This is a genomic window from Larkinella ripae (genome assembly GCF_054780775.1).
Window position 1 is genome coordinate 207,540 of record NZ_BAAGVR010000024.1, and the last position, 21,014, is coordinate 228,553.

The following is a 21,014-nucleotide window of genomic DNA, read 5'->3' on the forward strand; positions in this document are numbered from 1 at the left end:
CAGCGGAAATCATGCAAAAAATGCCGGACTGAAAAGCCCGGCATTTTTTGCGTACAATTGACTAGGAATCGATTATGATTGTTAAGAGTAAAGATTTTGGCTGGGAGGTGATTCACCAGCAGGCGCACGGCCTACTGGCCGTCAAAATCGCCACGCATTGGAATTTGACCGAAAAAACAGACCGCTGGGTTGAAACGCTGGTGGCTCTGACCGAACACGACGATGGCCAGGAACCCTGGGAAGGCAGGAACCACCTGACGAAGGCCGGGGCTCCGATGGACTTTCGGATTGAAGAATATTCCGTAGCGCAGGCCCGTCGAATGGTTGAAATTGCGCTTGAAAAAAGCCGCTGGAATGCCCTGATGGTTTCCAGACACGCCATATTTTTGTATAAGGGGCTGGCCGAAACAAACGCCGAACTGGCCCAGTTTCTGGAAGATCAGGAGCAGAATCAGAAAACGTGGATCAAGCAACTGAAACTCTCTAAAAAAGAGGTCGATTTTGCGTATGCGTTTGTGCAGTGGTGCGATGCCTTGTCGCTTATTCTCTGCCAGGGTCGTCTGCCCGAAAACGAGCGTCGGCTGGAAGTGAGTCCCGGGCCGGATGGCATATTGTACTTTGTGTTTCAGCGTGCCGATCAGTCAGTGGGGGTTGATCCCTGGCCGTTCAGCCAGCCGGAGTTTTCCTTACACATTGAAACCTATCAGCTGCATCAATTGAGTTTTAAAGACGACGGCGAACTGTACAATTGCATTCAGCAGGCACCGATTGAGGAGAAAGAATGGAAGTTCAGGAAAGAGTGATGGGTTATGCATGATGAACGATGAATGGTGTGTTAATCCATCTATCGTTCATCATGCATAACCCATCGTTTGCTTTTACGTTATTTCATTTGCAGCAGCACCAGCGCCCGGCCTTTGATTTCGAACGGATCGCGGGCCGACACCTCGTAAGGAACTTCGGCGTCCAGATCCGTATTCACCAACACCTGCCAGGTATGCTTCCGGCCCATTTTGGGTAGTTTAAACGGCACCGATTCCCAGAAAGCATTCAGAATCAGCAACAACCGGCCTTCGCCAATCGGTTCGCCATTTTCATCCTGCTCGTCCACTTTCGTGCCGTCAATCAGTAGCCCAATGCAGCGGGTGATTCCGTCGTCCCAGTTGGTTTCGGTCATGGGTTTACCATCCGTACGCAGCCAGGTCACTTCTTCGGCCTGGTAGAATTTCCGCCGGCGCAACAGCGGCAGCTTATTTCGCAACTGCGTGAGGTGGCGCGTAAATTCAAACATCGCCTGCTGTTCGGCGGTCCATTCCCAGTTAAACCAGCTAATTTCGTTGTCCTGCGAATAGGCATTGTTGTTGCCCTGCTGCGTCCGGCTGCATTCGTCGCCCATCAGCAACATCGGCGTTCCCTGACTCAGCAACAGGGTTGCCAGAAAATTCCGCTTTTGCTGCTCCCGCGCCCGCCGAATTTCCTCGTCGTCGGTGGGGCCTTCAGCGCCCATATTCCAGCTTTCGTTGTCGTTGGCGCCATCCCGGTTTTCTTCGCCGTTGGCATCGTTGTGTTTATCGTTGTAGCTGACCAGGTCATTGAGCGTAAAACCGTCGTGGGCCGTGATCAGGTTGATGCTGTTGCCGGGCTGCCGACCGTCGTTGTACAGATCCGGACTCGCCAGCAGGCGGGTCGCCAACTCACCGATGAGCGTATCACCTTTCCAGTAGCGCCGGATGCAATCCCGGTATTTGCCGTTCCATTCCGACCAGTTCACCGGAAAATTGCCAACCTGATAGGACTGAATATCCCAGGGCTCGGCAATGAGCTTCACCTGCGACAAAACCGGGTCCTGCTGAATGGTTTCGAGAAAAGCCGACAATTGGCCGGCCGCAGTCAGGCTGTGGGCCAGTGCCGTTGCCAGATCGAACCGAAACCCGTCGACGTGCATTTCCGTCACCCAGTACCGAAGGCTGTCCATCACCAGCTGGAGCGTACGCGGGTGGTTCATGTTCAGCGTGTTCCCGGTTCCGGTATAATCCATGTAAAACAGCTCATTTCCTTCCACGAGCCAGTAATAAGCCGGATTGTCGATACCCCGGAACGAGAGCGTCGGGCCGTGCTGATTGCCTTCGGCGGTGTGGTTATACACCACGTCCAGCACCACTTCAATCCCGGCTTTGTGCAGCGCCTTCACCATTTCCTTGAACTCCCGGACCGAGTGGCCGATCTTATCCTTGGAAGCGTATTCGCTGTGGGGGGCAAAATACCCGATGGAATTGTAGCCCCAGTAGCTCTCGCCGGTAAACTGGTGAACCGGCATCAGTTCAACCGTCGTAACGCCCAGCGACCGGAGGTAATCCGTAATTTCGGGGCGGCCTAAACCGGCGTAGGTTCCGCGGATTTTTTGCGGCAAATCCGGATGCTGTTTTGTAAAGCCCTTGACGTGCAGTTCGTAAATCACCGTACGGCTGAGCGGAATGTCTGGCCGTTGGTCGTCCTCCCAGTCAAAGTTCGCATCAATCACAACGGATTTGGGCACGTAAGGGGCGCTGTCCTCTTCCTGCGGTTTCGAAAACCGGTCCTCATCCTGATTGTCCGGGTCGAAGGTTAACTGCGCCAGATGGCTGTCGATGGGGCCGCTGATGGCTTTGGCGTAGGGGTCCAGGAGCACTTTTTTGGCATTGAACAACAAGCCCTGCGCCGGTTCAAAAGGTCCCTCGACGCGGTAACCATACAATTGTCCGGCCGGAATACCTTGCAGGTAGATGTGCCAGATGTGTTCCGTCCGCTCGGTTAACGGAATCTGCTGCGTCTCTTTGGTTGGGTCGTCGGCATCAAATAAGCACAGGGTGACGCCGGCTGCGTGTTCACTAAAAAGGGCAAAATTAACACCTTCTTCGTCCCAGGTTGCGCCCAAAGGATAGGGCTTCCCCGGTCTGGAACGGATTTCGTCCGAGTTTTTTACAGTATTTGTGGGTTCCATATTGATAAGATGACTGACCGGTGAAACAAAACGATTAACCCCAATGGGTGGTTTGGTGAAAGTAGAAAGCGGTTTTCGGGTGTTTCATGCGGTTTATTAATCAACTCGGCAACGATTTGGATTGTTTTTATGGACAAAAAAAAGTCCCTGAATTGTTATTCAGAGACTTTTTAGACGAATGATGCGGTTTTTTTAGACCACATTGGCCAGCCGCGCCATAGATGCGTGGGCCGACTCGATGCGTTCTTTCTGCCGGAGCAGCAACTCGCGGGTACTCGCCATCAGGTTTGTGCTTTGCAGAATTTCCTGATAATCGTCCAGGGCCTGTCCGTCACCGCGTTTGCATTCCTGCACCACGGCTTTGTCGTCGTTGCCCGTGAAGGTGGTTTTGATATTGATCCAGGCCCGGTGTAAATCAGCCGCCAGGCTTGTGCTGGTTTCCGGGTCACCGCCCAGGGCGCGGATTTCACGATCGATTTCCGTCGCATATTCGCCCCGCTGCCGCGATTGAGCCAGGAACAGGCTTTTCAATTCCGTGTCTTTTACATTTTCGGCGGCTTCCTGATACCCCCGCTCGCCGTCGCGGGTCCGCGTCAACAGCGTATTCAATCGATTCAGAATTTCGCCGGTTGTGTTATTAGCTTCCATAACGTTTCTACTACGATAAAAGTGAATAAAACTCTCTCCTACGTAACCACGAAGCGGAGAGAGTGTTTTTTATTTTCGCACTCAGGCATTAATGTTTCCAATCGTTCCGCGTTCGGCGGCTTTGCGAAGCTTGTTATTGGCGTAAATGGCCACTTCGACCCGGCGGTTTTGTTGACGACCGGACAAGCTGCCATTGTCGGCAATGGGCTGGCTCTCCCCGTACCCTTTCTCCACCAGACGGTTTCCCTTAATGCCTTCCGATTGCAACAGGTTGGCTACGGTTTTGGCCCGGCGTTCCGACAGTTTCAAGTTGTGCTGGTCTGATCCGGAGTTGTCGGCGTGGCCTTCAATCAGGACTTCGGTATCGTCGTATTTTTTCAGTGCTTCCGCCAGCTTGTCGATGTTTTCCCGATTGGCGGTTTTAAGATTAGCCTTGTCGACATCGAACAGGAAATCGGAGTCAAAGGTGATTTTGATGCCTTCACCGATTCGTTCGACGCGCGCGTTTTCGAGGCTCCGGCGCAACTCTTCGGCTTGCTTATCCATACGCCGACCAATCAGAGCCCCACCAGCTCCCCCCACAGTGGCGCCCAAAATGGCCCCGATGGCTGTATTTCCGGACTTCCGGCCAATCAAGCCACCAGCTACGGCACCTGCTCCGGCCCCGATGACGGCACCCCGTTGCGTATTGTTCGTTCTTTCCCGAATTGATTTACATCCCGTGAATGTACCGGCCGTTAGCATACTTCCGGCTAATACCAGTGTTACTGCTCTTACCTTTACACTTCCTAAAGATTGGCTGTACTTGATCATAGTGCGTTTGACACATTAGTTCTGCCCGTTAGAGGGCCAAATGCTGTACCATTCGCTGATAATTCATAATTGCCAATAGTGATTTTGTGTTTAAGTGCAAGATTTTCAGAGAGTTATTTCTGAATTGATAAAATTGAAACACTGATTGATACAAATACAGAAGTGGGGAATTGAAGCGAATGAAATTAAAATTTGTGGAGATCTTTCTACAAACTATTTAAGCGGTTTTGATTCGCATTTTTTACGGTTAGGTATAAATAATTAGGTATTTTTTGAAATGTTAGTTTTTGGTGAATCGCCCATAAGATATTTTACTTATTATTGCTATATTTTACTAAACGGTTACAAAAAGGTAATATTTGGCTTGATTTGTGCACGAATTAAGGTAAATTGACTTGTTTACATTACGTGTATGTATTCTCGAGATTCAACTGTTACATTGCGATTAAGGCGAAGTGTGGCTTTTCCACGGCTAGCCGAAATGTTAAAGGAAGCACGCCAGTCCGAATTCAAAACATTGATGCAGGCCATCGATTGCGCAAACAATCGGTACGTAAAAGGGAATGATCACTGGATATTGCGAGGGGACAACGGGGTTTATTGGGTGGTTCGACCGAGGGTGGCGGAATACCTGGTGAATGCCGGTTATGAGTTGGCATTTGGAAGATAACGAACGGAATTGCCGTTAAATGGAAGGGATGAAAATTGAAAAGGAGCGAAACTTTTTCTATTTTCATCCCTTCTGCTTTTAATTTCGTCAACATGGAACGACGCCCGGGATGGTGGATCAGTATCGCAGTTGGGTGGCTCATGACGGGATGCATGGCTTCGAACTGCCCAATCAAGAGCTGTCATGTCCGGATGGAGCACCAACACGGCGGGCGGGTGTATCGGGGAACTGTCTTCGGAACAATGCACAGTCCCACCTGGTGGCTATCGAACCGCAAAGGTGAGGGCGCATCCTCCTCGATGGCCAGCGACCGCAAAGGACTCAAAAAAGACAAGGGCAACGGCAAACAAAAGAAAGTGAAAAAGCAATTCCGCTGGGAGCGAGTGTAGTGAAATGATGCATTAGGGATGCTGAACGATGAATAACTCTGCGTCAGCCCATTCATCGCCCAGCATCCCTGATGCATTATTATTTAATAAACTTTCACTGTATGGCAGCCGCGGGCTACACTGATTTTGCCCGGCATTTTTTCCAGAGACGGTTTGTCGCCTTTGGTAACTTTCCAGAACTCGATGGCTCCCGAACGATCCCCGTAGTCTACGTATTCGGAAACCGCCACGGCAATGGCGGCTCCGTTCTTGTCGAATTCGACGCTTTGCGGCAGAACGCCCTCAAACGGATATTCATTCGCCAGCGTCAGCTTGCCTTCTTTATCCAGTGAATACACCGAAAGCGAGCTTTTTCCGGCAGCAGCATTGCTGAAAGGCTGATACGACTGACCGGCATTGGCGACAATCACCATCGAGCCGTCGGGGCTGATCGTCAGGGCTTCAGCACTTTCACCTGCTGCGGTTTGGGACACCACTTTGTGTTCACCCGGCGTATCTTCCGTACTGAACTGCACAACGAACAGTTCCCCTTTTCCGGCTCCCTGCGCGTTAGCGCCCTTCTTGATATCCGACACAATAAAGAACTTGCCGTCGGGCGAGAATTTGCCGGTTGCGGGCAAACCGCCTACTTTGATGGGCTTGCCGTGCGGAACGATATTCGGTTTTTTGGCCGCATCGAGCGAGTACTTCATCACGCCTACTTCCTGCGAATCTTCGATCACGTAGGCAATAAAATCACCAGCCGGACTCCAGCTCAGATCCGTGATGCGGGCACCCGGAACGGGAGATGGGGCCGTAATGACCCGCTTGGGCGTTCCGGTATTGTCGAATTCCACCAGCCGCAGTTCTTTACCGGCTTCACCGGACGCCACCGCCAGCGTGTTGCCCTGCGGATTGATGGTGACCGCCGTCGGTAGGTTACCGACACTAACCACCTTGGCGGTTGGTTTGGCCGGAGCCAGATCCACAATAAACATCCGGGCAGCGGCTGGCAAGCCTTTTACGCCATCTTTCAGCGTCGAAACACTATCGCCCAAGGCGCCACGACCTTCGAGCACAAACGCAAACCGTCCGTTGGGCGTGACCACGGCGGCTTTGTCGTACAGGGCCGAGGAGTTCGAAATAGGGGCGGTGGCAATGTTCTGGCCGCTGCGGTCGAGCGGAAATTTAACGACCGTCAGCGCGTCCCGACCGGTTTTACTTTTGTACAAATTACCATCCGCCAGAGCGGAAGCGGCCATGTCGGCGTCGGACAGTGCCACAATTCCTTTGGCGGAAAACTGAATGGGTTCCTGAGCGAATACCCCGGTGCTTACAAAGGCGGCAAGCGCAAGCAAACTCTGTTTTTTCATGCTGGCAGTAGAAAGGTTGTAGTTTTGGAGGTTACGCAAATATAGACGAAAGTCGCTTGTTTTATCAACGACTTTTGCAGGAGCACTACTTTATTTTGCGATTACAGCAACAGGCGAAAGCCGATTCCGTGGAGATTTTCGATCCGGATGGCCGGGTCCTGACTCAGGCGTTTCCGGAGCCGGGAAATAAACACGTCCAGGCTCCGACCCATAAAGTAATCGTTGTCGCCCCAGATGGATTTCAGGATGTCGTCCCGGCGGATCAGCGTGTTCGGGTGCGTAATCAGGTATTGAAGAACTTCGGCTTCGCGGTAGGTCAGGGTTTGCACCTGCCCGGTTTTTTCCAGAGTAAGATTCTGGAAATTAAACTGATAAAGGCCGATATACTGAACCGGACCCGTGGATGCCGAAACCGCCGGTTTGCTCCGGCGCAGGAAAACGTTGATTTTCAGAATCAGTTCCTCGATGCTGAACGGCTTGGTCAGGTAATCGTCGGCACCCAGCCGGAGCCCCTGCAAACGGTCGTCCTTATCGGCCCGGGCGCTCAGAAACAACATGGGAATGTTGGCGTCGACCTGCCGGATCTGCCGCGCCAGCGTAAACCCGTCGCATTGCGGCATCATCACATCCAGAATGCAAAGATCGAACGGCTGCTGCTCAAAACACTGCCAGGCTTCGACGCCGTTGGTGCAGTGAACCACCTGAAACTGCGCTAGTTCCAGATTGTCTTTGGTGACAAAACTCAGGTTCACATCATCTTCGACGTAGAGCAGGAGCGGTTTCATCGGGTCATCAGGAGTTTTGAAAAGGCGGTTTGTCTGGCCTCCCGAATTTTCACCGTAAAGATGCTGCCCGCGCCGGGCACGCTCTGAACCCCGATTTGCCAGCGATGCGCCTGGATTACTTTCCAGACGTAATACAAACCCAGGCCGAATCCTTTGACGTTGTGGACGTTGCCGGTCGGTACGCGGTAGAACTGATTGAAAATGAACGGATGGTGCTCGCGCGCAATCCCGATGCCGTTATCCTGCACCGACCACACCAGCCGGTCGTTTTCGGTGCGGGTCTGCAGGCGGATGTTCGGCGTCGTGGTGTTGTACTTTAAGGCGTTATCGATCAGGTTGTTAATAACGTTTTCCAGATGGTAGCGGTCGGCCCGGATGTGGGCGTTGCTGGCCCAGAATTCCAGCGTTACATGCGGATGGAAAACGGTCGCAGCTTCGGCCAGAAGCTGGTGCAAATCCACTTCGGCGGCATTCATGGTGAAATGCATGCGTTCCGAACGCGACAGCTGCAACACGTTGCTCACCTGTTTCTGAAGCCGCAGACTTTCCTCGTGCACAATCCGGGCGTACTGGCGATGGCGTTCGGGCTGATCGAGAATGGAATCCGACCGGAGCACATCGGCGGCAATCCGGAGGGTCGCAACGGGCGTTTGCAATTCGTGGGTGATGTTGTTGATGAAATCCCGCTGCACCTCGGTCAGTTTGCGCTGCCGCAAAACCACCACCAGCGTGTAGCCAAAAAAGAGAACCACCAGCAAAACCGCGGCTGACGAAGCAATCCAGCCGTCGAGGTGGCCGGCAATGAAACTGGTCTGACTCGGAAAGTGAATGCCGAAATAATACGGATTTTGGGAGAATTTCGGGAGATTCTGACTGGCCTGCACCACCCGGCGGCTGGCATTCGGACTGACCAGCGCACCGTAGACCATGCGGTCGCTTTCGCAATTGTAAATACCGTATTCAAAATCCGTAATCAGGTTGTGGTCGTGCAGCGAGGTCTGGATGTAGTGCTCGAGCGTCGCGGGGTCGATGGGGGAGTTGGTTTTGACCACGAAATAATCCGGCGAAAGCTGGGTGACCGCCGTGCAGCTCTGCGTGATTCGGTTGAGCTGTCCCACCCGATCGGCCACGTCCTGTAAGGCAATAAAGGCGGTTTGCCGAAACTGGCGCTCTCGCAACGCATACGCCTTGCGCACCCACACAATCTGTACGGTAACGATGCCGATGATCGAAATGACCGACAAAATGATCAGAAGGCGAAAAACCCGTCGGGACATGGGTTGGTGTTTAGAAAACCGGAACCCAAAAATCGGCGTCTGACCGGTAAAAATCAAGTCATTAACATCTCGTTAACAAGCATTCGCTACCCATTAACAGCCCGCAGTGGCCGGAGCCGGTAGATTTGTGTCGTTGAAACAATTCTTTTTCACCATTACACAAAAACACCATGAAACGCATCCTGATTATCACGTCCTGCCTGTGGCTGGTGGCCGCAAGCGTCTTAATTGCCCATTCGCTCCTGGCGGTTTTCAAATGGGAGGAAACCACCCATGATTTTGGCAAAATCCAGCAGGGAAAACCGGTGGTGGCCGAGTTTAGCTTTGAAAACAACGGCGGGGTTCCGCTGGTCATCAGCAGCGCCCGCGGTTCCTGCGGTTGCACGGGCGTCGAATACCCGAAAGAAGCCATTCTACCCGGGAAAGCCGGTAAAATCAAGGCCACGTTCAATGCGGCTTCCGTCGGCACGTTCAACAAAACCGTCACCGTCGAATCCAACGCCGAAGGCGGAATCAGCGTGCTGACGATCCGGGGCGAAGTGATGCAGTAAAGCGGTAGGCAAGCCGCCCATACAAAAAACCGGCCTGAAACGGGGAAGTTTCAGGCCGGTTTTTTGTATGGATCGGCATCTGCACCGCGCAAGGGTAGAATCGTTTAAATCCTGGCGAATCCCGCGCCGGCGGCCCGGTTTAATCCCTGCAATCCAGGTTCAGACAAGTCAACCATCAGTACTTCATAATTCCCAGTTCTTTCTCCACCGCCGAACGGCCCTGCTTCATCCAGGCGGGTTCGGGTTGGTCTTTGAGGTAATAATCGAAAAACTGATACATCCGGATGCTGAGATCCTTGGAGTTGTGGCGCTGCGTCAGGTTGTGATCTTCACCGTTGTAAACCAGCAGCCAGGCCGGTTTACTGAGTCGGCGCAGGGCCGAATAAAACTCAATGCTCTGGTACCAGGGCACCGCTCCGTCCTGGTCGTTGGCCATCAGCAGCAGCGGAGTCTGGATGCGGTTGGCGTAAAACAAAGGAGAACTTTCGATGTAATTCATCGGTTTGTCCCAGAGCGTTCCGCCGATGCGGCTTTGCGTTTTTTCGTACTGAAACATCCGGCTCATGCCCGTTCCCCAGCGAATTCCGCCGTAGGCGCTGGTCATGTTGGCAACGGGCGCTCCGGCCATCGCGGCTTTGAACAGATTCGTTTTCGTGACCAGAAAAGCCGTCTGATAACCACCCCAGCTCTGGCCCTGCAACCCGATGCGGTCGCGGTCTACGAAGCCTTTTTCGATTAAGTTCAGCACACCCGGAACAATGGCATCGTAGGCGTTTTGCCCCGGCATCCCGGTGGTGTACACAATGTCGGGCACGAACACCAGATAGCCGTTCGAGACGCAATACGACATATTGATCGTCGAGCGGCTGGGCGCGGGCGCTTTGTAGTCATTCAGAGTTTCGGCGTTGCGTTCGTAATAATACACCAGCATCGGGTATTTCTTTTTCGGATCGAAATCGTCGGGTTTGTACAGCAGTCCCTCCAGCCGGACGCCGTTGTTGCCCATCCAGTGGACCAGCTCGACACTTCCCCAGCGAATGCTGTCCTGTTGCGGATTGATGCGCGTGAGTTGGTGCGGTTCGGCAAAGGTCGTGTCCGTTAGATACAGGTTGATCGGGTCGCGGAAGTTGCCTTTGTGGAACGTCAGCGTTGGCCCGTTTTTGGCTTTCGATAGGGTAGAAAACCGGTAATTGCCCTGCGTCAGCACCACCGGTTCGGCGGTTGGATTGGCAATCGGTTTTCGGAGAATGCCGGTGGATTTGTCGTTTTCCCAGAAACCGGTCAGCCAGAGCTCGCCGGTCAGGTCAACGAATTTTTCGTCCGGGTCCAGGTTGGCGCGACGCAGCCGGATGCGGTTTTTGCGCCCGTAGCCCGCCGTCAGATTTACCGGTTTTTCCTGCCCCGTCGGGTCGATGCGCCAGAGGTCAAAGCGGTCGTAAATCAGGACGTAACGGTCGTCTCGGGTCCAGCCCGCGGCCCCGTAGCTGCCGGGTAAATCGGGCGTATCGTGTTCTTCGTCGAAAAACCGGGCCGGAATGCCGCGCGTTAAATCGAGCCGTTTGCTGTCGGCAATCGACCACGCCCGCCAGAGCGAATCGCGCTCGTCGTACCACCAGGCGTATTTTCCGCCCGGCGACAACTGGGCGTACGACACCCGGGCGTCATTGGCAATCTGTTTTTTCTGCCCGGTTTTGGCGTTGATCAAATACAAATCCGACTGGCCGGGGTCCCACATGCTGTTGATCTGGTACGGCAAAGTGCTCGTTCCAACCCAGTACGGATGATCGAATTTCGGATCAATCTGCACGTTTGGCATGTCGCGGTTGCCCAGCTGCGTGATGCCGCCGGTAGTCAGATCGCAGACGGCCAGAAAACCGCGTTCTTTTTCCTGCTTCAACTGCTTGAGCTGCATCGGCTGAATGGTCGGGTCGTTCCAGCTCCAGATGTCAACCTTCACCCGTTCTTCGTCCAGCTGCGTCGAATCCTTGATGGGTTTGGGCGGCAGAATGGAGGTGGCAAAGTAAAGCCGGTCGCCATCTTCGGAGAAGGTCGGGCTGCGGAATTCGTTCACGTTCCAGCCTTTCGGATAGGCTTTGGTGAGCGTGTCGGCCAGCACGACCATCTGCCCGGCCAGACCCGCAAAAACCGGCAGGCGGTTCCGTTTGCGGGATTTAGGGGGCGCCGTGGGCAACAAGCGTTTGTAGTAGAGTGTATACGCCCGCACGTCGGCTTCGGCGCTGTCGGCGGTGGCCATCCACGCCAGCTGGGACCCGGTTTTATCGACCGCCAGCCCTTTATACACCTTGCGTTTCGAGCTGGTGTCGATCAGCATTTCGTTTTGCTTCCGGGTGTCGAACGCAAAAACACCCGCTTTTTTCAGCGTATCGTTGACGGCTTCTTTCGTGTAAAAAACCGTGTTGCCGTTGTCAGAAACCGTCACGTAAGTCACATACCGGAACGATTGCGTGGCTCCGGTTTCCAGATTCAGCAAAATCAGGTCATCGCCTTTCAGTTTTTTACCCGAAAGCGACGCACGGGCACGGTTGGCCGGTTTGGCCGTCAGCGAGTCTTTTTTAACGCTTTTTACGTCCTGGTGCTCCTGCAAAATTGCCGCCCAGGAGCCACTGTCTTTCGGCAGTTGGTACGATTTGACGTTGGCAAAACCGATCCGACTGCCGGTTTCAAGGTTGAACACCAGCAGGCTGTCTTTCGGTACTTGATCGGCTTTTACTTTTTTCTTTTTGGCCTCGCGCGTCAGTTTGAAAGGCGCCTTCAGCCGCATGACCAGAAACCGGCTGTCGGGCGTAAACTGCGCCAGGTAACCGCGTGGAAAAACGTACCGGCGGGTTTGAACCCGTCCGGGTTGGGTGCGATTCGTAGCGATACTGGATTGGCCCGCACTGGCTTCTAGTTGCGGCTGATTTTTGTTCCGAGACTGGGCGGACGGGCTTGAGTCCGCCGGTACGCTGACCAGTTCCAGAACGCCGTCGCCTTCCTGCGGATCGATCTGGTAACTGAGCCACTGGCCGTTGTTGGCGTGCTTCTCAAACCGGACGCTTTGCCAGCGGTCATAATCGGCGTGGGTCAGCGGACGTTTCTGGGCCTGCGCAAGAACAAAGGAGAAACTGGAAAGAGCAAAAAATAGCCAGCGAAAAGCTCGGAACTTCATAGGTGGAGCGGGTTAACAACTGACTAATTTACGAAAAATACGTTGGCGATGTGTCCGATTCTCCGTAAAATGCAAGAAAATGGACTTCTGCTGATGAAAACGTATCTGCTGTGTCTGCTTTGCGCCGGGCCGTTGATTGGCCTTGGTCAAATCAATCTGCCGCTCAAAAAAGAACTGGACAGTCTGTATGTGCTGGATCAGAAATACCGGGAATACATGATGGAAGTTCCGAAGAACAAACGGCTGGCCGACAGCCTGATGGCCGCTTTTCGGATTCAGGAGAACCTGAGTGGCACGCTCTGGACGTATCAAAACCGAATTGACAGCCTGAACCTGATTCGGGTGAAAGAAATCATCAGGACGCACGGGTATCCGGGAAGTTCGCTGGTGGGCAAACCGACCAACGTGGCGGCCTGGCACATCATTCAGCATTCGCCGGAAATTTCCATTTATTTTCCCATCATCGAAAAAGCCGGTCGGGCGGATGAGCTGCCGCAATCGCTGGTGGCCATGATGCAGGATCGGCTGTTGATGGAGCAGCGCAAACCCCAGCTTTACGGCACCCAGGCCGCCTGTTACCCGCTCCAGGCCGATCAGAATAAGCAGGAATGCTTTATCTGGCCCATCGAAAACCCGGCCGCCGTGAACGACCGACGGAAAAAAGCCGGTTTTACGCAAACCGTCGAGGAGAACGCCAAACGCCTTCAGGTCGACTACAAGGTGTTGACAATGGAAGAAGCCAGGCAACGTTTCCGGCTGTAAGTCTGAACTCGGATTAATCTGTGAAATCCGAGTTCAGACCCCTTGGAAATAAAAGAACGTTCGTTTATTTTTGTGGCATGCGATTACGGGACGAAGCAAAGGAACTGGCGATTCGGGAACAGGCGATGGAGATGATCGTCCGGGAGGGATTTGACGGCCTGAGCATGCAGAAACTGGCGAAAGCTGCGGGCGTATCACCGGCTACCATTTACATCTACTTCAAAGACCGCGAGGATCTGATTCGGCAAATCTACTACGAGGAAATGGCGCTGATGAGCGCGGCCACCCTGAACGGGTTTGATCCCGACATGCGTTTTGAAGAAGGGCTGCGCATTCAGTGGCAAAACCGGGCCGATTACTGCCTGAGGTTTCCGCTGCGGATGCATTTCATGGAGCAGATGCGGCACTCGCCTTTCCACGAAAAATTTCAGGGCGACGCCCGCAATCCGTTTTCGGCCGTGATGAAAACCTTCGTCGGCAACGCCATCCGGCGCAACGAACTGATCCGGCTGCCGATTGAGATCTACTGGTCCATCGCCTTTGCGCCTTTGTATCAGCTCATTAAGTTCCACCAATCGCCGGGCTGGGGCAAGTTCGTGCTGGACGAAGCGTTGCTGAACGAAGCCCTGAAGCTGGTCCTGAAAGCGTTAAAACCCTGAATTTTCCAGACCTGTCCGGTTTTGAAAACCGGACAGGTCTTACTGATCTTTCAAAACCGGATAGGAAGTTCCCGAAACCACGTATGCAGAACGCAGAACAAAAAACCGCCTTTACCCGCTACGAAAAAGCCATCATCGGCATGCTGGCGTTTATTCAGTTTACGGTTATTCTGGACTTCATGGTGCTTTCTCCGCTGGGCGCGCAACTCATGGAGGAGCTAAAAATTACGACGGCGCAGTTCGGCTGGGTGGTGTCGGCCTATGCCTTCAGCGCCGGAACCGCGGGCCTGCTGACGGCCGGTTTTGCCGATCGGTACGACCGAAAGAGCCTACTGCTGTTCTTTTACAGCGGTTTTGTCGTCGGCACGCTGCTTTGCGGCATCGCACCCGACTACCACTTTCTGCTGATTGCCCGCATCGTTACCGGTATTTTCGGTGGGGTCATTGGCTCGATCGGGTTTGCGATCATCACCGATTTGTTTGCCTGGCAGGTGCGCGGCCGGGTGATGGGCATTGTCCAGACGGCCTTTGCCGCCAGTCAGGTGCTGGGTATTCCGCTGGGTCTGTACCTGGCCAATGGTCTGGGCTGGCACGCGCCGTTTCTTCTGATTGTGGCCGTGAGCGTCATCGTCGGCGTTGCGATTGTGCTGTACATGAAACCGGTGAACGCGCATTTGCAAGTCAAATCCGGGCGAAATCCGTTTCAGCATTTGTTGCATACGGTTTCGCGGCCGAGCTATCTGCGCGGTTTTGCCAGCACCACTTTGCTGGCTACGGGCGGTTTTATGCTGATGCCGTTCGGGAGCGCGTTTGCCATTCACAACCTGGGCATTTCGCAAACCGACCTGCCGCTGATCTACATGGTGACCGGGATTTCGGCCATTATCATCGGGCCTTTCGCCGGGAAACTCAGTGATAAGATCGGAAAATTCCCCTTGTTTCTCTACGCGTCCCTGTGGGGCATGGTGATTACCGTTATCTACTGCAACCTGGGCTTCACTCCGCTCTGGCAAATCATGCTCATCAACGTCTTGCTGTTTGCCGGGATTTCGGCGCGGATGGTGTCGTCGGGAACTCTGGTTTCGGGCGTTCCGGACCCGCAGGACCGGGGCGCTTACATGGGTATCAATTCGTCGGTGTCGCAAATTTCCGGCGGCATTGCCTCCATGGTGGCGGGTTTGATTGTTGTGCAGGCTGCCGACGGGACCCTGGAGCGCTACAGTCTGCTGGGGTACATTGTGGCCGCATCGATGGCGCTTACGATTGTGATGATGTACATCATTAACCGGGATGTGACGAAAAAGCAAGCGGCCGAAGCCGCGAAAGAAGTTGCCGTTTGATCAGGATTTTAAATCCCGATCAAACGGGTTCAGGTTGCGATAAATTTCGACACCTACCCGGTCGATGTGGTCAATTAATGCCTGATTGGTAAGGGTGTGGTAGTTCAGTAGATCGAAACGATAGGGCAGTATACTTTCTTCGTTCAGGAGGTAATTGATGCGGTTAATAATCCCTAAATCGAGCAACCGGCCTTTTAAGGCAAGATCGACGTCGCTACCGTTCCTGAAGTTTCCGTTGGCCCGGCTACCAAATAAATACGCTTTTTCGATTTCAGGCTGTCTCCCCAATACCTCAAGAATGGCCTGAAGGTCTTTCTCCTGAAGTCCAAATCTAGTTTGCATCAAGTCTTTGTTGAAAACCGGTATACAGTTCTTTTAATAACGGAAAGTATTTGTGATGGATCAGGTGTTCTACTTCAGTCGCTTTTGCTTCGTCGTACGTATGGGCGGTTAGATTTCGATCGATTAATAACTCCATCCAACTGTGTCCATCGGCAATAAGACCAATTTCAAACCCTTTTTTCAGCGCGCTCCGGGGTGATTTAACATCGATGAAGCCCTGCTCTTCCAGATAGTCTTTCATCACATTCCAGGAAAGCTCGAAACTCATTTCAAAAAGCTGAATGATCCCGGCTTTTTGCAGAAAATCAGGTTCTTCGATAGCCAGTGCGGCTTCCAGATGCGTCAGGGACTTTTTTAGATTCTGGAATCGTTGTTTCCAGCGAACATCGTTGTTTTCCATTGGGTAACCGCCTAATGCGTCTGCTACAAATGACAGGATGTCAGTGAAGCATGGTATTTGGCAAAAATAACGGTATTTCGAAACAGTGCAGTCGCCCAGCCGGATTTTAAATTCTGATCAAACGGGTTCAGGTGCCGGGCGATCCGTAACCTTTTACTAAAAACCGGGTCCAATAGAAACCCAAAATCGGCTGGGAACGTTTTCTGTTTGACAACCAAGGTTATAGGTCTGTGCAGCAACAACGTTTCTTTTTTTCGAGTACCCTGATTAGTCTTCTTTTTCTCTCCGTCGCGACGACGGCGCTGGCGCAGCGTTCGGCCCGGAACATGCCGCGAAAACCGGCTACCCGGACGGTGCCGGTGTCCAAACCGGCGGGTGTCAATTTTTGCGGGGAGCTGGTTCCGGTGGAAAGCGGGGCCGTGGCGCATAACCTGTCGATGGCGCTGATGCGGAATGTATCGTCGCAGAACCACCTGATCAATTTCCGCCGTCGGGCCATCGCGCAGTATTTTCCGGTTATCGAATCCATCCTGAAAAAACACCGGATTCCCGACGATTTCAAATACCTGGCGGTGGTCGAAAGCGGCTTGAAGGCCGATGCGGTTTCGCGCAAAGGAGCGATGGGCTACTGGCAACTCATGCCCGAAACCGCATCGGAACTGGGGCTGAAAATTACCGACCAGGTGGACGAGCGCAAAGACCTGCTGAAATCGACCGACGCAGCCTGCCGGTACCTGCGGATTTTGCACCGCAACCTGGGTTCGTGGACGATGGTGGCGGCTGCCTACAACGGCGGCATTGGCCGGATGCAGTCGCACATGAAAAAACAGCGCGAAACCAACTACTACTTCCTGTCGATGAATCAGGAAACGAGCGACTACCTTTACAAAATCGTGGCGGTCAAGGAGTTTTTCCAGTTTCCGGGTCAATACCTGACCAGCAACCTGATGGCGTCGGCGGGTAATTCCTACGAACGGGAGCGCGCGGAAGCCATCGCCAAAGGCATCATCCCGACCGAAGAACCGGAACCGCTCGGATTCGCCATCGAAACCAAAGAAAATCTGGAGCTGCGGATTGAAAGTGCCTCGGTCGACAGTTTGCTGGGGGCGTTGTCGCGGTCCAAAACCGTGCCGTCCGTGTTGTTCAAAGGCGATGTACAGACCCAGCTCGTTAAGCCGGGCAAAATGGCGATCGGCCAAACCTGGCAGTTTAAAGTGACGGAAGCGACGCAGATCGGTGACCAGCCGCTGGGCAAAGACGATGTTTTGTTCGCCGTGGTTGACGATATTGATCCGCGATCCGGCCAGGTATTCCTGCGGTCGACCCGACTGGTTTCGGCCACCCAGCAGCCGTATAAACTGACGCTGATTTGCCTCAATCCGCAAACCGGTCTGGCGGGTGTGCCACTGCCGAAAGCCGATCAGCAAAAACCGGGTGGACGAAGCTGGATGGTGAGTTGGAAAGTGTTGTAAATCACTGCCATCCCGGCGGTTCGACTATGGGGGACTGATACCCGTAGGTAGCGCGGCAATCGCCCTGCGGAACGATGATCGAACTGATAAAACCGTAAATCGCCGGGCCGTAGGTGTCGTTGCCCTGCTCCCGAAACCGTTTGCGCACCAGCGCCGACGCGCCGAAAAAACCCAAAGCCCGATCTTCGGGATCGTTCACGTTTGAAATATTGCCAATAACGGAAGCCGGTAGCGGATCAAAGATGGTGCCGGTGCGGGATTGCTGCTCCTTGTAGAGCTTCCAGAACTGGTACGCTGCGGGCGTCAGGCAGTACTGCTGCACCTCAACCAGCGTGGGACCGGGATTGTAAATGGGCGAGCGCATCACCAGCCGTTGGGGCAGCCGATTTCCGTTGACGCCCTGATCCGACAAAATATTCACATCCTGACTGGCGTATTGCAGCCAGCAGCGGTCGTAACAGCGTCCCGGACAGCCCAGGCAACAGGGAATACCGACCGCAATCCGGCTCGTGTAGGTGTAGGCCGTCCAGCGGTAATAATTGGTTTCGGTGGCCGGGTCGGTGATGTCGGCGTAAAAGTAATACTGGTAGGGGAGGGTTATGCTTTCGGTGGGCGTAAACCGGGCGTAAACGCTGTCGATTCCCGGATTGGCGGGCATTTTTTCCGGCGCGGAAACGTAGCTTTTGCCGTCGGCCAGCCGAATGTGGAGCGTGTAGGTGCGGCCCGGTTGACCGATAAAGGACGAATCGGTGCTTCGGTAAAAACCGGGTTTGAACGGATCGTGACGCATCGCCGTCGAACGGCCCGCATCGTCGCTGAGCGTCACCGTTGCGTTGCTGATCGTCTGATCCTGCGGGGTTTCCTGGCCGAAAACAAAGCTGCCCGAATACGAAAGCCGGACGCTGTAAGGCGGTTTTTCGTTTGTGATCAGGCCATCGACCACCAGTTGCGGGGCCTCGTTCCGGATCGGCAGGCTGACCTGATCGATGCAGGAAGAAAAAAGGCTGACAAGGGCCCAGAACAGCATAATTCGTTTCATAGGGTATAACTGGCCGGTCTTTAAAAACCGGGTGAAAGGCTTTGCTTAAAAATGAAAATTGTAGGCAACCGACGGAATGATGGTGCCAAAAACCGCCAGCCGGTAGGCATCGGTCCGCGAATTCGCGCGGTTGAAATACACCGAATACGGATTTTTGCGGGCGTACACGTTGTACAAACCGATGGTCCAGATGCTGTAGCGGGTCTGGCGGTTGCTCAGGCGCGTGTCCTTCGAAAAAGCCAGATCCAGCCGGTGGTAGTCCTGAATGCGGTCGGCATTGCGCCTGGAATAATTCAGCGTGGGCTGGTTGGCAAACACGTACTGACCGTCGGGATACGTGGCCGGAACGCCGGTGCTGTACACAAAATTGGTCGTAAAGGTCCAGTTGTAGCGCATGGCCAGCCGGGTCTGAATGTTCAGGTTGTGCGGTTTGTCGAAATTCGACGGGTACCACTCGCCCCGGTTGACCTGCAACTCACTGAACGGCGTTTGCACGGCCACCAGCGAGCGGGCGTACGAATAGTTGAATTGCCCCGTCAGTTTGCCCCGGTTTCGGGCCACGCTCAGTTCGATACCATAGGCCTTGCCGTGCGCCCGCAGCAAATCCGTTTCCAGTCGCTCGTTCAGGAGCAGCGTCGCGCCGTTGCGGTATTCCACCAGGTTATCGATGTTTTTATAATAGCCTTCAAGGGCCAGTTCGAAGGCATTGTCGTTCAGGTTCTTGAAAAAACCGACGGCCAGTTGATCGGCCACCTGCGCGGGCACGAACGCGTCGCTGACTTTCCAGAAATCCGAGGGGGTGATGGCCGTCGTATTCGAAATCAGGTGGATGTACTGCCGGTTACGGCTGTAATTCACTTTCAGCGACAAATCTTCCGCGAGTTGCATCCGTATCCCCAGCCGGGGTTCAAAACCGCCGTAGGGCTGAATGGGTTTTCCAGAGCCGTAAACCGTTGAATCGACGACGGTTTCGGGGGTGCGGGGCACTTGCCCGGCGTACCGGTACACCGTCTGCGGCCCCACCTGACCGAACGACGAATACCGCAAACCGGCCTGGACCGTCATGGCGGGCGTCAGGGTCCACTCGGTGTTGACATACACACCCAGCTCACGGCCGTTTTCGGGTTCGAGCTGCTTGGGGTTGATGCTGGAAGGATTGCCCGTCGGTTGCTGATCGCCTTTCTGAATCCGGTACAGAATGCCGTTGGCCCCGACCTGCAGTTTGTGTTTCTCGAACAGGGTGTAAAACAGGTCGGCCTTGGCTTCGCGGTGCTGAATGTAGGAAGTCAGCCGGAACGTGTAGCCTGCGGTTTCTCCATCGACATGATACTGGTAACCGCTGTATAAAGCGTTGACGTTCAGTTGCAGATTCGGGCGCAGCAGACTGCTCCAGCGGCCCGACACCACGTTCGACTGCCAGCCGTAGGTGGTGTCGCCCGGGAACTTGAAATGATCCGCACTGCGGTAAGCCGAGAGCGAAAAAGTGTTGATCGCGTTGGGCGAGTAGTTGAGTTTCAGGTTGCCGTCGTAGAAAAACGCCCGGCTTTCTTTGGCCGTGCTGCGCTCCGGAAACGACTTCAGAATCCAGTTCGGATACGCCACCCGACCGGCCGCCATCAGCGTTAGTCCTTTGGCGATCGGGCCATCGACCATCACCCGTCCGCTGACCGGGCTGATGCCGCCCGAGAGCCGCCAGCGTTCGCTGTTGCCGCTCCGGGTGTTGACCAGCAGCAAGGACGAAATCCGGCCGCCGTACTGCGACGAAAAGCTGCCTTTGTAGAGGTTGACGTCCTGCACCACGTCGGCGCTGATGTTGGTGTAAAAACCGAGTAAGTGCGAGGTGTTGTACATCGGTGCCCCGTCGAGCAGCACCAGATTTTGGTCGGTACGCCCCCCGCGCACATTGAAACCGCCCGCGCCTTCGCCCGCCGTTGAAACACCGGCCTGGAGCGTGAGGGCTTTCAGAATGTCCGGTTCGCCCAGAACGACCGGCATTTTTTTGAGTTGCCGGACATCGAGCTGAATCTGGCTCATCCGAATGTCCTTGACGTTCTGATCGGCGCGCCGGTCGCGAACCTCCACTTCGTCGAGTTCGAACGTTTGGGAGATGAGTTTGAAAACCGCCGTTCGGTTGGCGTTGACGACAATAAACGGACGGTCGGATTTGAAACCGACGGCGGAAAGGTTGATGTGGTAGGAACCGGGTCGCAGCGAAAACGAAAACCGCCCCTGCTCATCGGTGGTCGTTCCGGCGCCGGATTCTGTTACGAACAGGCTGGCCCCCACTACGGGAAGGCTGGTGTCCGCCCGCATGACGGTGCCGCTGAGGGTAACCCGTTGAGCCACAAGTATCTGAAAACTACCAA

At 54.2% G+C, this 21,014-nt stretch carries 18 protein-coding genes and 1 pseudogene; 7 read left to right on the forward strand and 12 right to left on the reverse strand.

The annotated features are described in order from the left end of the window. The first annotated feature begins 74 nt into the window (after positions 1-74). A complete protein-coding gene (locus tag ACYVHX_RS19545) occupies positions 75-803 on the forward strand; it encodes a DUF3891 family protein (RefSeq protein WP_460673366.1) in 729 nt (242 codons plus the stop codon). A gap of 80 nt (positions 804-883) precedes the next feature. Here ACYVHX_RS19545 and glgX read toward each other — a convergent pair whose 3' ends face one another. The 4 genes and pseudogenes from glgX to ACYVHX_RS19565 all read right to left on the reverse strand — a co-directional run. Beyond that, entirely contained in the window at positions 884-2,980 is a 2,097-nt protein-coding gene (gene glgX / locus ACYVHX_RS19550) for a glycogen debranching protein GlgX (RefSeq protein ID WP_460673367.1), read from the reverse strand. 192 nt (positions 2,981-3,172) lie between these two features. Then, complete coding sequence (locus ACYVHX_RS19555) at positions 3,173-3,628, reverse strand: ferritin-like domain-containing protein (protein WP_460673368.1); 456 nt, start codon at positions 3,626-3,628, stop codon at positions 3,173-3,175. A gap of 81 nt (positions 3,629-3,709) precedes the next feature. Continuing rightward, entirely contained in the window at positions 3,710-4,174 is a 465-nt protein-coding gene (locus ACYVHX_RS19560) for an OmpA family protein (RefSeq protein WP_460673453.1), read from the reverse strand. Then, positions 4,175-4,441: pseudogene (locus ACYVHX_RS19565) on the reverse strand (glycine zipper domain-containing protein); the annotation flags it as partial. Between the two features lie 912 nt (positions 4,442-5,353). Between ACYVHX_RS19565 and ACYVHX_RS19570 the strand changes: the two are divergent. Next, positions 5,354-5,500: a hypothetical protein gene (locus ACYVHX_RS19570; RefSeq protein WP_460673369.1), complete on the forward strand. Its 147-nt coding sequence runs from the start codon at positions 5,354-5,356 to the stop codon at positions 5,498-5,500. Between the two features lie 83 nt (positions 5,501-5,583). Here ACYVHX_RS19570 and ACYVHX_RS19575 read toward each other — a convergent pair whose 3' ends face one another. The 3 genes from ACYVHX_RS19575 to ACYVHX_RS19585 form a co-directional block, all read right to left on the reverse strand. After that, positions 5,584-6,852 (reverse strand): beta-propeller fold lactonase family protein, encoded by a 1,269-nt coding sequence (locus ACYVHX_RS19575; RefSeq protein ID WP_460673370.1) that lies wholly within the window; start codon positions 6,850-6,852, stop codon positions 5,584-5,586. Positions 6,853-6,953: 101 nt separating this feature from the next. After that, positions 6,954-7,637: a response regulator transcription factor gene (locus ACYVHX_RS19580; RefSeq protein WP_460673371.1), complete on the reverse strand. Its 684-nt coding sequence runs from the start codon at positions 7,635-7,637 to the stop codon at positions 6,954-6,956. After that, on the reverse strand, positions 7,634-8,914 hold the full coding sequence (locus ACYVHX_RS19585; protein WP_460673372.1) for a sensor histidine kinase: 1,281 nt from the start codon (positions 8,912-8,914) through the stop codon (positions 7,634-7,636). Before ACYVHX_RS19585 ends, ACYVHX_RS19580 begins: the two co-directional genes overlap by 4 nt. 170 nt (positions 8,915-9,084) lie before the next feature. Here ACYVHX_RS19585 and ACYVHX_RS19590 point away from each other — a divergent pair, with 170 nt between their 5' ends. Then, entirely contained in the window at positions 9,085-9,465 is a 381-nt protein-coding gene (locus ACYVHX_RS19590) for a DUF1573 domain-containing protein (protein WP_460673373.1), read from the forward strand. A 175-nt stretch (positions 9,466-9,640) separates the two neighbouring features. On the opposite strand, the gene ACYVHX_RS19595 is transcribed toward ACYVHX_RS19590, so the two are convergent. Then, a complete protein-coding gene (locus ACYVHX_RS19595) occupies positions 9,641-12,634 on the reverse strand; it encodes a S9 family peptidase (protein WP_460673374.1) in 2,994 nt (997 codons plus the stop codon). Between the two features lie 93 nt (positions 12,635-12,727). Here ACYVHX_RS19595 and ACYVHX_RS19600 point away from each other — a divergent pair, with 93 nt between their 5' ends. The 3 genes from ACYVHX_RS19600 (at position 12,728) to ACYVHX_RS19610 (ending at position 15,395) form a co-directional block, all read left to right on the forward strand. Then, positions 12,728-13,396 (forward strand): DUF6624 domain-containing protein, encoded by a 669-nt coding sequence (locus ACYVHX_RS19600; RefSeq protein ID WP_460673375.1) that lies wholly within the window; start codon positions 12,728-12,730, stop codon positions 13,394-13,396. A 77-nt stretch (positions 13,397-13,473) separates the two neighbouring features. Next, the gene (locus ACYVHX_RS19605; protein ID WP_460673376.1) at positions 13,474-14,055 is read left to right on the forward strand and encodes a TetR/AcrR family transcriptional regulator; all 582 of its coding nucleotides are present in this window, start codon (positions 13,474-13,476) and stop codon (positions 14,053-14,055) included. A gap of 83 nt (positions 14,056-14,138) precedes the next feature. Next, positions 14,139-15,395: an MFS transporter gene (locus ACYVHX_RS19610; protein ID WP_460673377.1), complete on the forward strand. Its 1,257-nt coding sequence runs from the start codon at positions 14,139-14,141 to the stop codon at positions 15,393-15,395. Here ACYVHX_RS19610 and ACYVHX_RS19615 read toward each other — a convergent pair whose 3' ends face one another. Next, the gene (locus ACYVHX_RS19615; protein ID WP_460673378.1) at positions 15,396-15,737 is read right to left on the reverse strand and encodes a nucleotidyltransferase domain-containing protein; all 342 of its coding nucleotides are present in this window, start codon (positions 15,735-15,737) and stop codon (positions 15,396-15,398) included. After that, positions 15,727-16,137, reverse strand: coding sequence for a nucleotidyltransferase substrate binding protein (locus ACYVHX_RS19620; protein WP_460673379.1), 411 nt, complete (start codon positions 16,135-16,137; stop codon positions 15,727-15,729). The genes ACYVHX_RS19615 and ACYVHX_RS19620 overlap by 11 nt, the downstream gene beginning before the upstream one ends. 230 nt (positions 16,138-16,367) lie before the next feature. Here ACYVHX_RS19620 and ACYVHX_RS19625 point away from each other — a divergent pair, with 230 nt between their 5' ends. After that, positions 16,368-17,609 (forward strand): lytic transglycosylase domain-containing protein, encoded by a 1,242-nt coding sequence (locus ACYVHX_RS19625; protein ID WP_460673380.1) that lies wholly within the window; start codon positions 16,368-16,370, stop codon positions 17,607-17,609. Between the two features lies 1 nt (position 17,610). Here ACYVHX_RS19625 and ACYVHX_RS19630 read toward each other — a convergent pair whose 3' ends face one another. Together ACYVHX_RS19630 and ACYVHX_RS19635 are read right to left on the reverse strand one after the other, a co-directional pair. Further along, positions 17,611-18,648, reverse strand: coding sequence for a DUF4249 domain-containing protein (locus ACYVHX_RS19630; protein WP_460673381.1), 1,038 nt, complete (start codon positions 18,646-18,648; stop codon positions 17,611-17,613). 45 nt (positions 18,649-18,693) lie between these two features. Continuing rightward, positions 18,694-20,994: a TonB-dependent receptor gene (locus ACYVHX_RS19635; RefSeq protein ID WP_460673382.1), complete on the reverse strand. Its 2,301-nt coding sequence runs from the start codon at positions 20,992-20,994 to the stop codon at positions 18,694-18,696. Positions 20,995-21,014 lie beyond the last annotated feature (20 nt).